A 15,600-nucleotide genomic window follows, 5' to 3' on the forward strand; every position below is an offset into this window, starting at 1 on the left:
CCTCAGTGCGCAGGCGCGGCGAAGTGCTTGGGCAGGCCGGCACGGGCGATGTAGCCGTACAGCGGCTCGCCGGGCAGGGCGTGGGTGAGCAGCTCGCGGCAGGCGATCAGGCGCTCCAGGTCGATGCCGGTGATGTAGCCCATGCTCTGCAACATGAACACCAGGTCTTCGCTCACCGTGTTGCCGGAAGCGCCCGGGGCGAAGGGGCAGCCGCCGAGGCCGGCGAGGGACGAATCCAGTTCGCTGATGCCGTGCTGCACCGCTACCAGGCTGTTGGCCAGGGCCAGGCCGCGGGTGTCGTGGAAGTGCGCGGCCTGGAGCTTGCCGCCGGCGATCTCGCGCACCGCGTCGAGGGTGCGGCCGACCTGGCCGGGGGTGGCGTAGCCGGTGGTGTCGCCAAGGGACACCTGGTCGCAGCCAGCCTCCAGCACCCTGCGGGTGAGGGCACAGAGGTCATCGAGGCTGACCTCCCCTTGGCGGGTGCAGCCGAATGCGGTGGACATACCGGCCACCATCACCACGTCATGGCGCCCGCTGCTGCTGCGCAGGTCGCACATGCGGGCGAACTCCTCGACCATCTCTTCTGGCGAGCGGCGCACGTTGGCCTGGCTGTGGGCGGCGCTGACCGAGATCGGCGCGACGATGCGCTGGGCGCCTGAGGCCAGAGCGTTTTCTGCACCGCGCAGGTTGGGGGCGAGCACGGTGACAGCAAGGTCAGGGAAGGTCAGCGCATGGGCCACCACTTCGGCGGCGTCGGCCATCTGTGGCAGCAGGCGGGCGGGTACGAAGGAGGCGACTTCCATGTGGCGCACGCCGGCGGCGTAGGCCAGGTCGATCCAGCGCTTTTTGTCATCGGTCGCCATGATGCTCTGCAGGCTCTGCAGGCCATCACGCATGCCGACCTCGTTGATGATTATTCTTGTCATGGTCTTCTCGTATGGCTACGGGTCACGGTCGGGGCATCAGCACCGACAGGTCCTAAGGTAGGCAGCGAGCAGAGCGGGGAAAAGACGTCTTTGGAGGGGCTATCCATCGCCAACCACGATGGATAGGGGATTGCCTCACTCCTGCGACGGGATTTCCGCCAGCAAATGATTCAGCAGGCGGCGCGCGGACGGTGACAGAGCGTCCTGGTCGCGCACGCAAATGACGAACTCGCCCCGGGCCCAGGGGTCGGTCAGCGGGATGATGCGCAGGCCGAACAGCTCGGCATACCGCGACACCGCCTCTCGCGGCAGGATGGTCTGGGCGGTACCGGCCTGGACCATGCGGTAGGCGGCATCGAACGACGGCACATGGGCGCGGATACGCAGTTCGCGGCCCAGCTCCTGGGCGGTGTTCTGCATGAAACTGTTGAGCGTGGCGAAGGCCGAGTGGCCGATGTGTTCGTAATCCAGCGTCTCGCCGAGGGTCACGCTGGTGCGGTTGGCCAGCGGGTGGCGGGCGTTGACCACCAGCGAAAGGTGATCATGGCGGTAAGGGATGAACTCCAGCTCGCCCCGGGCCATGGTCTTGCGGCAGATGCCGATATCCGCTTGGCCTTCGAGAATGCCCCGCACCACGTCGAAGCTGAAGCGTTCCTCGATGTCCACGCGGATGTTCTCGTGGAGAGTCATGAACGACGACAGCGATTCTGGCAGGAACTCCATGATCGACGAGATATTGGCCAGCACCTTCACCTGGCCACGGGCGCCTTCGGCGTACTCGCTGATCTCCCCTTGCAGGCGCTCCATGCTGCGCATCAACTGGCGGGCATGGCGCAGCAACACTTGGCCGGCGGGCGTAGGCGTGACCCCGCGCTTGCTGCGGCGCAGCATCGGCACGCCGAGGTCGGCCTCTATATCGGCGATGCGCTTGCTCACTGCCGACGGCGCGATGAACTCCCGCTCGCTGGCGCGTGCGATGGTGCCTTCCTCGCAGACCGCGATGAACAGGCGAAGGGAAATCGGGTCGATGTGCCACATCGGGCGCGGGCCTTGGAGTTAGTGGTGTGCGGGGGAGGATACGCAGCGGGCCGGATTGGCGGCAACCGCTGCGGTGGTCGGTCAGGGGCCGATGAGCGCCGTCAGATCCTCGTCGCAATCCGCGGGTAGCAGCAGCGTTTTGTGTTCCAGGCAAAACGGTACGACCCATAGCTTGAAGCGCTTCTCTAACTGAAATTCGAAGACCGGCAGCGCTTGGTTGAACAGGCGGGTCTTGGGGGAGATGAGCATCACATGACCGCCTTCTGGCATGTAGGCCAGGCAGTAGGCCTGCATCTGGTAGAAATCACTCTGCGACAGCCCGTACTTGTGCTTTGCCTCGGTCTGGTACTGGTTGAGCAGTTTCCACTTGGTGTCGAGTACCACCGGATAGCGTTTTTCCTGCTGGAGCAGGAAGTCAGGCTTGAGGCGAAACCACTGCTGCGTCTGGTGCTGCACCAGGTGTTGCTCCTGCACCTGTTCGCGCAGGACCGCCCGTTGCCCGACCTGCCGTCGCAGATGCTTGCCAACGAAGGCTTCGAACACCGCCTCCATTGGAAACAGCATCGAGGTGGCGAGATTGCCGCCGCTGCCGGTCAAGGGCGAGTGCCCGGTCAGGATCAGGCGTGCCCAGTCCAGCGCCGGTTCGTAGTAACCCATGCCTCTGTCGATGCGGACCTGGCGAAACGCCAAGGTGACGTCGGTGGGCAGCGGGATATCGGTGAATACGAACAACAGCTCCCTGGCCAGGCGCTGATGCTCTGGCGAGCGAGCCTGCGCCAGTACCCTGCGCAACGCGGCATGGAGAATGCGGTTTTCCGGGCGATGGTCGCAGAACTCGTCATGTTCGGTATGGAAGCGATCGGCGCGGACCAGGTTGTCCCGCAGATGGGCTGCAATCATCAACTTGCCGCGCAAGACCGGCAGGTTGCCCTGCCTGGCCAGGTAATCCCGGCGCAGCCCGTGCTTGACCACGTCCCTGACCGACAGCAGGAACTCGCCAATGAAGACTTCAAGCAGCGGCATGCGTCGCGCGGCCAGTGAGGCCCGATCCACACGCAGGTGCCTGAACTGCCGCAGGCAGCCCAGCATGCCCAGCAGTAGGTCGCGTTGGTACCCCGGATCGTTGCCTTCGTCCTTGCCGATCTTGGGCAGCACTTCGATCTGATAGCCGCACGGGGCCCGCAATACGCCGACGTATCCGCTCAGGCGGATGGCCCGGCGGCCGCGGTACTGCGCCAGGCGCGACCAGTTGGTTGTGCCGTCTTCACTGGCCCGCAGACTTTCCTGCTCCAGCCATGCGAAGACCGGCTCGGGGATGGCGTGCACATCGGCGGCCTCGACCGCGCCCTGGGCGTCGCCGACCAGCAACTGGAACTCGAATACGGTGAGACTGGCCATCTTCAGCGTGGTTGGTACGTGGTGATGTAGGCCTGCGGTTCGAGGAGCGCGGACAACTGCAACTCATAGAACTGGCCCTGACCGTAGCTGTCCCGCTCTTGTCCGGTACCAAACAGCAGCGCCCAGTCGCTCTCGGGGCTTTCGACGAGGAAGCGGTGCGCCGGTGTCTTCTTGCGCTGGTCTCCCAGCACCAACTGCACTTTGTGGCGGTCTTCGAAAAAGTACTCCTCGAGCAGCGGCAGGATGCGGTGTTGGAAGATGTTCGCCAGGGCCGTCAGGCGCTCCTGGCCGTCGGGGACCTTTGCCAGCGACACGAAATAGGCGTGGCCGATGCAGTGGTCGTCGTCGTACAGCACGCGGATGCGTTGGTTGATGACGCTCAGCAGCTTCGGTACGTCGATTTGCTGGCCGTGCACATTGACCCGCAGCCCTGCCAACGGCGCGCCGACTTCGTCGCGGGCATCGGGCATGACCGCGACGAACTCGAAGCGTCTGCGCAGCGCTGTGTCGAGCAGGGCCAGCGAGCGGTCTGCGGTATTCATGCTGCCGATGATGTCGACGTTCGCAGGGATACTGAACGGCAAGGGCGAGTGAGGCAGTGCGACGCTTACTGCGTGTTCGGCGCCTTCGCGCTTGTCGGCCTCGATCAGGGTAATGAGCTCGCCGAAGATCTTGCTGATGTTGCCGCGGTTGATCTCGTCGATCACCATGGCGAAGCGCTTGTCAGGGGTTTCCCGAGCACGGCGACACAGTTCCTTGAACACGCCGGGGCGAATCTCGTAGCGGATTGACTCGGCCTCGGTGTCATCGAGGACCGGGCGCAGCCCCTCGACGAACTCTTCGTAACCGTAGGACTGGTGGAAGGTCACCATGCTGTAGCGGCGGACTTTTTCGCCGGCTGCCGGGGGCTGGTGGGCTTTGTCCATGAGGGAAAGCAGCTCGGTACAGCTCTCTTTCCAGTCGCTCGTCAGCGTCCATGTGCCCTCCGACGCTTTCTCGAAAACCAGAGGCGCAAGGCGCCGTTGCGACGGGGCCAGGGGCAGATTCCCCACCGCATGGCAGAACAGCATGTTGCGGATGGTCTGGTAGACGCTCTGGTTACTTTTAGCCTGCTCGAGCGCCTGGATGATCTTGTGCTTGCGAATGTCGGTGATACTCGCCTCATTGCCCAGGTCGTGAAGCGCCCAGGCGATGGCCTCCCACCAGGTCAGCGAGGCGACCTGTTCGGCGATCACCTGTTGCTGCCATTCCTGCGCTTCCACGACCTCGGCGCCGTCCTCGTAGTCGCTTTTCAGCAACTGCAGCAGCGTCCACGTCTTGCCCGTCCCCGGCGGACCGTAGTAAATCCGGTTGATCGGCTTCATCACCTCGCCGTCCTTCTCCATCTCTTCGTCCTCATCCTGTTGGTCGCCCGAGGCGTCGTCGATCAGCAACTGATCGGGCCAGTAGCCTTCGCGGTTGGTCGGCCACAAAGCGCTCAGGCCGTTCTCGTTGCGGTTCTCCAGCGCTTCCTCCAGCTCGGCCATCCGCGGGTCGTCGAATCGGGCCCGGCGGAAGGTGTCCATGCCGTCCACCGGCTTGATCCATGAAACCCGGAGCGCCTGCTGGCCACGCACCACACCCAGCAGGCCGATGGCACGCCCGGTTCCCGGTTGCTTGCGCCCGAAGCGCAGCACGCCGGTCTTGTTGGCGTGCCACCAGTCGAGCCCGGCCAGGTGCACCGCTCGGGCCAACCGGCAAAACAGCGCGGCGTCTGCGCTACTCCAGTACTTGCGTCGAAACGCGGCAAACTCCGGGCGCTTGTCAAAGCGTGCGAGCACTTCGTCATCCGTCAGGGGGCGGCGCAGTTCAAGGGTTCTGACCAGGCTCGGGTAGTCCAGCCTGAACTGCTGGATGGCATCGACGGACCAGGCGACCAGTTCATCGAAGTCTTTCGCCAGCCCTTCTTCCATTGTCAGCATCGCGGCAACGGGAGAGCTGGCGTGGTCGTTCCCGACTTGCTGCTCGAAGCGTCGTTGCAGCGCGGCGTCGGGAAAGACCGTGTCGATCTTGACGATGAAGCCCAGCTCGCTGTCGATACCGACCGTGTAGGCCAACTCGACGGGAGAGTCCGCCGCCGGATAGATGCGCGCCCAGTTGTAGGCGTGAAAAAACTGTGCCTGGTTGAGCGGGGCCCTGCGTACCTTGACATGGCCTTCGGGGAACAGTTGGCGCTGCAGCGCCTGGGCCCAGGAGGCGGTCACCTCGTAGGCAGCCTTGAGCTGCGGCCAGGCGTTTTCGTGCAGAGGGTTGCCAGCTTCTCGGCGCTGGTTTGCACAGGATTGCAGCGCGGTGAACTGCTCTCGGTTGAAGTAGGCGTTCATGGTGGTCGTATTCCTGACTGCAGAGACCCGAGAGGGTTCGGGTACGGTTGCTAGCGCTCGTTGCGTGGACGGGCGGGGTCCATGATTTGGGCGGCATGATATCAAAGTGATTGTGCGCTGGGCGTTTTTGCACGTTCGCTGAAATCCACCGCCAAAATCGGAGCAGAGTGCAGTCGGCATGCACTTTAAAATTGCATATAAGGAAACTGAATTTCCCTAGGGGAATTGATGGTTCGCCTGAATGAAGTCTCTTTCAAAAGTAAGAGTTCTTTTTTCAACCGGTTGAAATTAAATCGGTAGCACGTTGGCGACTTGGCAGGGTGATTGCGTTGGCTGCAGGGCAACTCAACAGCCACGCGCAAGGATGCTCTTCCCGAGGCACCCAAATACCGACCCGTCATCCGAGCACGAGGTGCAGGCATCCCCATCGATTGGGTGCACCTCAACGTCGGTATCGCCGCGCGGTTTCGGCACCACTATCAAGCGGTGAACAATGACCTTCTACTGTACACTTCGGAAGGCGTGGATCAGAATGGACTCATTCAGCATGGGGTCATTATTCAGGGCTTCTACCTGAACAGTATCAATACCCAATACCTGGCAGACAGCACTGGTGCCGGGTTCGATCTGTCCCAGTTGCTGCCCACTGACCAGGCTTCGTACACCGAGAACTCGTTGCAGAACCTGGCGTTGGCGTGAGTTTTCTCAGACTGGAAAGCATTTAACACAAGGAGGTGTATTTCATGGAAATTTCCAAAGGCATACCTTTGACGACAAAGTCGCGCAGCATTGCAGACTTGAATCTTCCGCTGGTCAAACCGAACGCCAACTTCGCTCATGACCTGAAGGCCGCAGTTGAAGGTCTGCGTAAAGCCGAAGAACTGGAACGAGGCATAGGTCGTATTGATGCCGATAACGCTCCCCACAATGCAACCAACGTTGTCATGAAGGGTGATCAGCTTGTTGCGACAATTTACAAGTCTGGCGTGGTAGCGGTTACCGACGCCTACGCCGCACAGCTGAAAAACCTGAATCTCCCTGGTGATAACTCTGGGGATTTGGGCTCGCTTCGCGCCGCAATGATAGCGAAGGCTGTAGGCGGGGTAGTCATGGATGCAAACACATCTTCCTCTGCTTCCTGGCAATCTCGGTTTTCAGCAAAAGCATAGAGCCAACTGAGCCTGTCTTTAACCGTGACCGTCCCAAGTATCGCCAACGTAACTCCACAGGCACCAGGCCGCAAGGCATGGTGCCTGTGAAATCCCCCGTCACTTCAGCTTCGGCAATTCCTCATCCGGCATCGCATAGCTGTGCTTCTCATGCACAAACGTCGTCACCAGGGCATACAGGGTTGCGGCCACCACCACCAAGGTGATGAAGCCGAGCACGACCGGTTTGTCGGCGAAGGTGAATACGGCGCTGGCGCCTTCGTAGGTACTGATGCTCATGGCGTTGCTCCTCAGACTGTGGCTTTGCTTTCGGCGATCAGGTTCGCCTTGGGTTTGCTGACCGGTTCACCATAGATCCCGCTCCATTCCGGGTAGGCCTGGGCCGGGACTTCGGTGAGGTCCAGGCCACGCTCTTCGGCATGCGCCGGAACCCGCAGCACGCCAGCCTTCTTCAGCCCCCAGGAAACCAGATAGCCGGGGATGAAGCCGAGCGCTGCCATCACCACCGCGCCGCCCAGCTGGCCGAAGAAGCTGATCGGCGCCATGCCGTTCATGTTCGGGTAGCCGGCAAGGAAGATGCCGCTGATGACCAGCCCGGCGAAGCCACCGAAGCCGTGCACGGCGAAGGCGCCAACGGCGTCGTCGAGGCGGAATTTCAGCAGCAGGTTGTTCACCAGTGGCGCGACGGCGGCCACGCCCATGCCGATCAGGTAAGCCAGGCCGGGGTGGTAGAGGTCCAGGCCGGGGGCCACGGAGATGATCCCGACCAGGCCACCGGACATCATCCAGTACGGTTCGCGGCTGGTCAGGTAGGCGCCGATCAGGCCGCCGGCGAAGCCCATCAGGGTGTTGAAGGCGAAGGCGGAGAGGGTGGTGGGCGCCCCGTAGATGTTGATCCACTGCGCGCCCGAGCTGTAGATGATGCAGCCGCCAAGGAAACCGAAGAAGCCGACGATGATCAGCATCAGGCCGACCACGCTCATCGGCATGCTGTGGCCGACGATGGCGTTGGCGCTGCCGTCGGGGTTGAAGCGGCCGATGCGGGCGCCGAGGTTGATCACCACTGCCAGGGCGAAGAAGCCGGCGATCATGTGCACCACACCCGCCGCGCCGACGTCATGGTAGCCCCACTTCACGGTCAGCCAGCCTTCCGGGTGCCAGCCCCACGCGGCGCCGAACAGCCACAGCACCGAGCCGAGCAGGATGGTCATGATGATGAAGGCGCTCATGCGCGCCCGCTCGATGATGGCCCCGGAAAGAATCGAGCCGGTGGTTGCGGCGAACAGGGCGAAGGCGCCCCAGAAAATGCCGGTGGCGTTGTCCTTGATGTTCGGGCCCATGCTCTGGCTCCAGGGCATGGCTGCGGCGAGGGCGTCCATGCGCGGCACGATGCCGTCGGGGAAGGCGTTGTAGATGGCCCAGCCGAAGAGGAAGAAGGTGGGGACGATGAAGCCGAAGGCGAGGATGTTCTTCACCCCGGCGGCCAGGGCGTTCTTCAGGCGCGAGGCGCCGATTTCGTAGGAGAGGAACCCCGCGTGGATCAGGATCATCAGGGCGATGCACCACCAATAGAAGATTTCCATATTGAGGGTGTTGGTCATCTCGATCAGACCCTTGAGTTCCTCCAGGGTCGGCGTTTTCTGTTCTTCCATCACTCAATCCTCGATGCGTTGTCGCTGGAATAGTTGTGGTGGGCAGAGGGAAGGGGACTGCTTGCCTTGGGGCTTTTGTTGTTGTGTTGAAGACAAATGATCTTGGGTGACGTGGGGCCTTCATCGCTGGCGAACCAGCGATGCCTTTCTACTGACTCTGCAACATGGTCTGGATCTGCTGCACCGACTCCTGTGTCCTGCGCGCCAGGTTGCGCACTTCGTCGGCCACCACCGCAAAGCCGCGGCCGCCTTCGCCTGCCCGGGCCGCTTCGATGGCGGCGTTCAATGCCAGCAGGTTGGTCTGCTCGGCAATTCCGCGAATCACCCCGGCGACCTGGGCGATCTGCCCGTAGGTGGCCTGGATGCTGGCCTGCTCGCGGTCATGTAGCGAGGCGGCGGTTTTCTCGTCGCTGATTTCCCGCACCGCACCGGTCACCCAGGTCAGCCGCCCCTGGGCGTCGCGCAGGCAACGCCCACGCTCGCGGAACCAGACTTCGCCACGGGTCTTGTGGCGCATGCGGTATTCCACTGCGTACAGGCCGTCGCCCTGGCTGTCGACCATGGCGCTGTTGAATACCTTCATCACGTTCTTCAGGTCGTCGGCATTGACCACGCCGAAGTAGCTGTCCCAGCCATCGGGGAACGTTTCACGGTTGTAGCCGATCAGGTTGCGGAACTGCTCGGACCAGCGGATCACGTTCTGCGGATGGTCCGGGTCGCCGTTGACCACATTCATCGCCCAGCAACCTTCGGTGAGGGTGCGCTTGGTCAGGTCCCAGACCTGGCGTTCTTCGTCCCAGCGCTGCCGCTCGGCTTCCAGGGCCAGGCAGCGTTGTTCGGCATCGTCCCGCTCGGCGACGAGGCTCGCCGCCCGCGCCTCGGCCTGGGCCACGCGACGTTCGAGGGCGGCGTGCTCCTCGGCGGTGCAGGGCGGCGGCGGTTGGCGCTCGGCCTGCTGGCGTACCCGCTGGAGCTCCGTCCAATCCCGTTGCAGGTGCTGCAGGGCGCCGGCCAAACGCGGCTGACGCTGCAGAACCGGCGGATTGAGCTCGCCGCCGCCGTTGCTGGACAGGTGTTCGAGCCACTGGATGACTTCATTGGCCAGTTCACTGGACGCTTTGCTGAACCACATCGCTCGCTACTCCTTGACGGTGGGGACAGTCCCTCGGCTTACACCTAGCAATTTCTCCTCCAGTTTCGTCCTCACGCCCGCACGCGGCTTTTGTCCGGGTCATAGGCCACGGTGCCGGCGGCTACGGTTGCGCCGATGCGCTTCTGCTGACCGTCGAGCTTGCCCACTTCGACGCGGGAGCCCGGCTCGCAGTGGGCGACGTCGAGGCGGCACAGGGCGATGTTCTTGCCCAGCACCGGCGAGCGGGTGGCGCTGGTGATCACCCCGACCTGGGCCCGGCCGACCCGCACGCAATCGCCATGGTTCGCCGGTTCGTTGCCGTCCAGTTCCAGGCCCACCAGTTTCTGCTGCGGATGGGCGGCCCGGCGCAGCAGCGCTTCGCGGCCGATAAAGTCGGCCTGCTTGCTTTTCAGCGGCACGCAGAAGCCGATGCCGGCCTCGAACGGATCGGTCTGGTCGCAGAACTCGTAGCCGGCGAAGATCAGCCCGGCTTCGATGCGCAGCATGTCCAGCGCCGCCAGGCCGAGGGGGACCAGGCCCAGCGGGTCGCCCAGCTCCCAGACACGGTTCCACACGCGCAGGGCGTCGCCGGGGTGGCACCAGATTTCGTAGCCCAGTTCGCCGGTGTAGCCGGTGCGCGAGACCATCAGCGGCGGGCCGTTGTAGTCGTCCAGGCGCCCGGTGAGGAAGCGGAACCAGCCGAGGTCTTCGAGTTTCGGCTGGGTGCCCGGGGTCCAGATCATCTCCTTGAGCAGGGCGCGGGCCAGTGGGCCTTGCACCGCGATGTTGTGGATCTGCTCCGAAGCGGTCTTGATCCACACCTTCATGCCCAGCTTGGCCGCCTGCTCGCGCAGCCAGTCGCCGGCATGGTCCTCGCCGCCGATCCAGCGGAAGGCATCGGCGCCCAGGCGAAGCAAGGTGCCGTCGTCGAGCATGCCGCCGTGGTCGTAGCACATCGCGCTGTAGACCACCTGACCCACCGCCAGCTTGCGCACGTCGCGGGTCAGGCAGTGGTCGAGCAGGGCTTCGGCGTCGGGGCCGAGCACCTCGAATTTGCGCAGGGCGGAGAGGTCCATCACCGCCACGCGTTCGCGGCAGCCGTGGTATTCGGCCAGGGTGCCGTAGCCGTCGTATTGGGTCGGGGTCCAGAAACCGCGGTATTCGCTGAACTGGCGGGTGAGGGCGGAGGTGCCGGGATGGAAGCCGCTTTCGCGGGTCAGAACCGGGTCGGCGTCGGGCGATTTTCGGGTGGCCATGGCGATACTGAAACGCTCCTTTTCGCAATACACACGGATATGGATGTCGGTGGGCAGCCAGCCGTTGGCCGGGTCGATATCGTCCGGGCAGGAACTGCTGGCGCAGACCAGGTCGGTCATGGCGCGCAGCAACACGTAGTCGCCGGGGCGCGACCAGGGTTCGTCGAGGGTCAGGTGCTGGTGGGCATCGACCCCGGTGTTGAAGAAGAAATTGATCGCCGGCCAGCCGGCGCGGCCCGTCACGCCGTGGGCGGCGAGGGCACGGCTGAGGTTGTCGCTGCAGTTGTCGTGGCCGAAGTAACCCTGCGCTTCGTAGTAGCGCGCGGTGCAGGCCAGGGCGAAGGTGTCGTGGCGGCCCACGGTGTCGCGCACCACTTCCAGCATCGGTTGTAGGTCGCGGTCGTAGAAGCGGCTGTACAGGCCGGGCCCCGGGTAGGCGCTGCCGTTGAGGGTGCGGGTCACGGTCGGGTCGAGGTCGATTTCGCGGCCGGCATCCAGGCCGCGACGGTCGAAGGCGACGAAGTCCGAGCACTGCCGCCCGGCGACGTCCAGTACCTGGATGTACTGGCCGGCACTGACTGAATAGTCCCGCGCCGAGCCTGGGCGAATGGTGAACTCGTCCACCACCTCGCCCAACGGTGCGGGCAGCGGCGGCGCCAGGGCATTGCGCGGATTGGCCCGGTGGATCAGCAGGCGCAGCTCGCTGGCCCGCGTCTGGCTGTCGACGGCGGTCGGCCCGCCGGGCGCGGCGACCATCACCAGCAGCGCCTCGGCGGCATGGAAACGGCGGCTGTGATTGGCCGGCGTACCGGCGGGCCACAGTCGCGCGGCCTCCGGCAGGTGCCGGCAGTCGATACCGCGGCGCACCAGGCCCTCGGTCATGTACGCGGCTTCGCGGCTGCCGTCGTGCAGCAGGTGGCTGATGAAACCGGTGTCGGGGCTTGGCCGCAGGCCGAGGGCACCCAGCGCCGGGCGGCTGCCGGCGAAGGCCAGCAGCTCGGCGCGCTGGTCGCCTTCGAGGTCGATCACCTCCAGCCGGTCGCCCGGCTCAAGGCCAATCACCGTCAGGCCGCCGGGGGCGACGCGGTGGCGTTCCAGGCTCGCCGCGCGGGCGAACAACGCCGGCTCCAGCGGTCGGGATATCACGGGGGTTTGCATGCAAGGCTCCTTGGCTGACGGGTTGCGCGCTTACGAGGTGGTCATCGCGCCGGGGATCGGCTCCAGCGTCTTCGATGCAGTGCGCGGGTCATCGGCGAGATAGGCCGTCAGGGAATCGTCCAGCGCTTCCAGCCAGGGCGTGTGGTGGGACGTGGCGAGGGTGCCGGTGATCAGTGAGCGGTGGCATTTGTCGCGGTAGCCCATGATGTTTTCGTACTTGTCTTTCTTCCATTTCAGGAAGGTTTCGTTCACTGCGGCGATGTCGAAACTCGGGTAGTCGGTGGCCTCGATCAACTGGCGGATGTACTCGCCCTGGAACTCGAACATCTGCTGGGCGGTTTGCAGGTTTTCTTCTTCGTCGCGCCAGCTCAGGTCTTCGGCCTGCATGAGCGTCGCGTCGGGCAGGGCGATGCGCCCGAGGATCACGTCGCGGGCGTACCAGGCCTGGGCGTCGAACATGTTGAAGCTGTACCACTGGTCCTGCATGCCGAGGTAGATCAGCCGCGGGTTCTGCTCCCAGAACACGCCTTTGTAGAGGTTCAGCGGCCACAGGCGGTTGTCGGTCTTCAGGCGTAGCGCTTCCGGCAGGAACGGGAAGTGGTGCTTGTAGCCGGTGCAGAGAATGATCGCGTCGACGTGCTTGCTGCTGCCATCGACAAAGAACGCGGTGCTGCCTTTGACATGGGTGAGCAGCGGCTTTTCTTCCCAGTTCTCCGGCCACTGGTAGCCCATCGGTGCGCTGCGGTAGCAACTGGTGATGCTGCGGGCGCCGTACTTGAAGCATTGCGAGCCGATGTCTTCGGCCGAGTAGCTGCCGCCGACGATAAGCACGTCCTTGCCGCGAAATTCCAGGGCATCGCGGAAGTCATGGGCGTGCAGCACACGGCCGGCGAAGCTTTCGAAGCCGGGGAAACAGGGCACGTTCGGCGTGGAGAAATGCCCGCTGGCGACCACCACGTAATCGAAGGTTTCGCTGTAGGTGAGGTCTTTCTCGTAGTTGTGGGCGGTGACGCTGAAGGTCTGGCGGTCGGCGTCGAAACGCACGTCGCGCACGGCGGTGTTGAAGCGGATCCACGGACGGACGCCGGCTTTTTCCACGCGGCCCTGGATGTAATCCCAGAGCACCTCGCGCGGCGGGTAGGAGCCCATGGGCCGGCCGAAATGCTCGTCGAAGCTGTAGTCGGCAAACTCCAGGCATTCCTTCGGGCCGTTGGACCAGAGGTAGCGGTACATGCTGCCGTGGACCGGTTCACCGTGTTCGTCCAGGCCGGTGCGCCAGGTGTAGTTCCACATACCGCCCCAGTCGGCCTGCTTCTCGAAGCAGACCAGTTCGGGGATTTCGGCGCCCTTGGCATGGGCCGACTGGAAGGCACGCAACTGGGCCAGGCCGCAGGGGCCGGCGCCGATGATGGCAACACGCAGTTTCATGGGGGGTACTCCATCTCAGGTCATGGGGGACGGCGATGAGCAGAACGCCTGTCAGCGGAAAATCACGGTCCGTTCGCCGTTGAGAAACACCCGGTGTTGCAGGTGGTATTTCACGGCGCGGGACAAGGCCACGGTCTCGGTGTCGCGGCCGATGCTGACCAGGTCGTCGGGCAGCCAGGCGTGGTCCACGCGCTGAACTTCCTGTTCGATGATCGGGCCCTCGTCGAGGTCGGAGGTGACGTAGTGCGCGGTGGCGCCGATCAGCTTGACGCCGCGGGCGTAGGCCTGGTGATAGGGCTTGGCGCCCTTGAATCCGGGGAGGAACGAATGGTGGATATTGATGGCCCGGCCAGACAGTTGCCGGCACAGGTCATCGGACAGAATCTGCATGTAGCGCGCCAGCACCACCAGTTCGGTGTCGGTCTCTTCCACCAGTTGCAGCAGCGCGGCTTCCTGTTGCGCCTTGGTGTCGCGGGTCACCGGCAGGTAGACGAAGCGGATACCTTCGCGCTCGGCCATCGGCCGCAGGTCGAGGTGGTTGGAGACGATGGCGGTGATGCGCATGTCCATCTCGCCTTTCTGGTGGCGATAGAGCAGGTCGGCCAGGCAGTGGTCGTATTTGCTGACCATCAGCAGCACCGGCATCGGTCGGTTGCCTTCGAACAGGTCCCAGTCCATGGCGAAGGGCACCGCGACGTCGACGAAGCCCTGGCGCAAGGCGTCCAGATCGGGCTTCACGCCGTCGTTGAAGCGGAACACGGCGCGCATGAAAAAGCGTCCGGCAAGTTCGTCGTCGAACTGCGCGAGTTCGCTGATGTAGCACTCGCGGCCGGCGAGGTACGTGGTGACCGCCGCGACGATGCCGGAGGTGGCCGGACAGCTGATCTTGAGGATGTAGTGGGTCATGTCGGTGGTTCTCGTGCAGGCAAGGTCGGAAGCGTTCAGCCTTTGGCGGTGCGCTTTTTCTTTTCCGGGTCGTCGAACGGCAGGCTGTGGGCGATGGCCCTGGCACTGAGGCTGCCGCGCACTTCCAGGGGCAGGCCCTGGCTGGCGATGTGCGGCTCGACGCGGGCGATGGCCATGGAGCGTTCGGTCAGGCGCGAGTACATGGCGCAGGTGATCACGCCGACCTGGCGGCCGTCGTGCCACAGGGTGTCGCCGTTCTGCGCGGCGCTGTGGCCGTCGAGCAGTACGCCGAAGATCTTGAAGCGCTCCTGGCCCTGGCGCCGGTAATGCTCGCCGGCGCCGCGAAAGTCGCGTTTGCCGGGTGACACGGTGAAGTCCAGGCCCAGTTCCCAGAGGGTGTCGCCGGCTTTCTGGTCGGCGAAGGGGTACATCTGCGAGTTGTCGTAGGGGAAGAACAGCAGGTAGCTCTCGACCCGCAGCCAGTCGAGGGCGGTGAAGGCGCAGGGGATGATGCCGTGGCCCTGGCCTTTTTCCAGGATGCTGTCCCAGATCAGCGGCGCGTCGGCGGCCTTGCAGAAGATCTCGTAGCCGCGCTCGCCGGTGTAGCCGGTGCGGGAAATCATCACCGGGCGATCGAACAGCTTGGTCTGCAGGTGGTGGAAGTACGGCAGGTCGCGGATGCCGGGGACGTGTTCGGCGAGGAAGTCCACCGCCTTGGGCCCTTGCAGCGACAGGTCGTGGAGGTCGTCGTCGAACAGCACCGCGACCTGGCGGCCCTGGGCCGAGCGGATCAGCATTTCGTGGCCGATGCCGGCGCCGTGCACCACCATGAAGGCGTTGGGTCCGGTGCGGTAGACGATGCAGTCATCGGCGAAGGTGCCGTCTTCGTCGAGCAGGCTGGCGTACACCGATTTGCCCGGATAGAGCTTGCTGATGTCGCGGGTGGTGGCGTACTGCAGCAGGCTTTCGGCGTGGGGCCCGACGTAGTGCACCTTCTTCAGCCCCGAAACGTCCATCAAGCCGGCGTGGGTGCGGATGGCCTCGTGGTGGTCGGCCAGGTCGCTGGCGTAGGTCCAGGCGGTGCCCATGCCGTTCCAGTCTTCCAGGTTCGAGCCGAGGGCCAAGTGGCGTTCGCGGAGCGCGCTGATGCGCCATGAGTTGCTCATGGGTAATT

General features: G+C 64.1%; 12 protein-coding genes and 2 pseudogenes. 2 read left to right on the top strand and 12 right to left on the bottom strand.

Going from position 1 to position 15,600, the window contains the following annotated elements:
• Positions 1–2: 2 nt before the first annotated feature.
• The 4 genes from HWV67_RS04240 to HWV67_RS04255 form a co-directional block, all read right to left on the bottom strand.
• Positions 3–926, bottom strand: coding sequence for a hydroxymethylglutaryl-CoA lyase (locus HWV67_RS04240; protein ID WP_175650066.1), 924 nt, complete (start codon positions 924–926; stop codon positions 3–5).
• 135 nt (positions 927–1,061) lie between these two features.
• Complete coding sequence (locus tag HWV67_RS04245; protein ID WP_175650067.1) at positions 1,062–1,964, bottom strand: LysR substrate-binding domain-containing protein; 903 nt, start codon at positions 1,962–1,964, stop codon at positions 1,062–1,064.
• A gap of 81 nt (positions 1,965–2,045) precedes the next feature.
• Positions 2,046–3,362 carry an McrC family protein gene (locus tag HWV67_RS04250; RefSeq protein WP_175650068.1) on the bottom strand — a complete coding sequence of 439 codons (1,317 nt, stop codon included), beginning with the start codon at positions 3,360–3,362 and terminating at the stop codon, positions 2,046–2,048.
• A 2-nt stretch (positions 3,363–3,364) separates the two neighbouring features.
• Positions 3,365–5,725, bottom strand: a complete 2,361-nt coding sequence (locus HWV67_RS04255; protein ID WP_175650069.1) for an McrB family protein — start codon at positions 5,723–5,725, stop codon at positions 3,365–3,367.
• Positions 5,726–6,049: 324 nt separating this feature from the next.
• Between HWV67_RS04255 and HWV67_RS04260 the strand changes: the two genes are divergently transcribed.
• The gene (locus tag HWV67_RS04260; protein ID WP_175650070.1) at positions 6,050–6,424 is read left to right on the top strand and encodes a hypothetical protein; all 375 of its coding nucleotides are present in this window, start codon (positions 6,050–6,052) and stop codon (positions 6,422–6,424) included.
• A 44-nt stretch (positions 6,425–6,468) separates the two neighbouring features.
• Complete coding sequence (locus tag HWV67_RS04265) at positions 6,469–6,894, top strand: hypothetical protein (protein WP_175650071.1); 426 nt, start codon at positions 6,469–6,471, stop codon at positions 6,892–6,894.
• 99 nt (positions 6,895–6,993) lie between these two features.
• Here HWV67_RS04265 and HWV67_RS04270 read toward each other — a convergent pair whose 3' ends face one another.
• The 8 genes and pseudogenes from HWV67_RS04270 to HWV67_RS04300 all read right to left on the bottom strand — a co-directional run bounded on the left by HWV67_RS04270 (position 6,994) and on the right by HWV67_RS04300 (position 15,592).
• Positions 6,994–7,173, bottom strand: a complete 180-nt coding sequence (locus tag HWV67_RS04270) for a hypothetical protein (RefSeq protein ID WP_095155140.1) — start codon at positions 7,171–7,173, stop codon at positions 6,994–6,996.
• Between the two features lie 11 nt (positions 7,174–7,184).
• Positions 7,185–8,546 (bottom strand): ammonium transporter, encoded by a 1,362-nt coding sequence (locus HWV67_RS04275; RefSeq protein ID WP_175650072.1) that lies wholly within the window; start codon positions 8,544–8,546, stop codon positions 7,185–7,187.
• Positions 8,547–8,706: 160 nt separating this feature from the next.
• Positions 8,707–8,970, bottom strand: a pseudogene (locus HWV67_RS32000) (methyl-accepting chemotaxis protein); the annotation flags it as partial.
• A pseudogene (locus HWV67_RS31895) lies at positions 8,950–9,678 on the bottom strand (PAS domain-containing protein); the annotation flags it as partial. The pseudogenes HWV67_RS31895 and HWV67_RS32000, both read right to left, overlap by 21 nt.
• Positions 9,679–9,749: 71 nt before the next feature.
• Entirely contained in the window at positions 9,750–12,092 is a 2,343-nt protein-coding gene (locus HWV67_RS04285; protein ID WP_175650074.1) for a DUF1989 domain-containing protein, read from the bottom strand.
• A gap of 30 nt (positions 12,093–12,122) precedes the next feature.
• Positions 12,123–13,520 (bottom strand): NAD(P)-binding domain-containing protein, encoded by a 1,398-nt coding sequence (locus HWV67_RS04290; RefSeq protein WP_175650075.1) that lies wholly within the window; start codon positions 13,518–13,520, stop codon positions 12,123–12,125.
• Positions 13,521–13,571: 51 nt separating this feature from the next.
• Positions 13,572–14,426, bottom strand: coding sequence for a formyltetrahydrofolate deformylase (purU, locus tag HWV67_RS04295; protein WP_175650076.1), 855 nt, complete (start codon positions 14,424–14,426; stop codon positions 13,572–13,574).
• A gap of 35 nt (positions 14,427–14,461) precedes the next feature.
• Positions 14,462–15,592 carry an aminomethyltransferase family protein gene (locus HWV67_RS04300; protein ID WP_175650077.1) on the bottom strand — a complete coding sequence of 377 codons (1,131 nt, stop codon included), beginning with the start codon at positions 15,590–15,592 and terminating at the stop codon, positions 14,462–14,464.
• Between the last annotated feature and the right edge of the window lie 8 nt (positions 15,593–15,600).

Origin of the sequence: Pseudomonas sp. Marseille-P9899 (genome assembly GCF_903166565.1) — a bacterium.
GTDB lineage: Bacteria > Pseudomonadota > Gammaproteobacteria > Pseudomonadales > Pseudomonadaceae > Aquipseudomonas > Aquipseudomonas huaxiensis.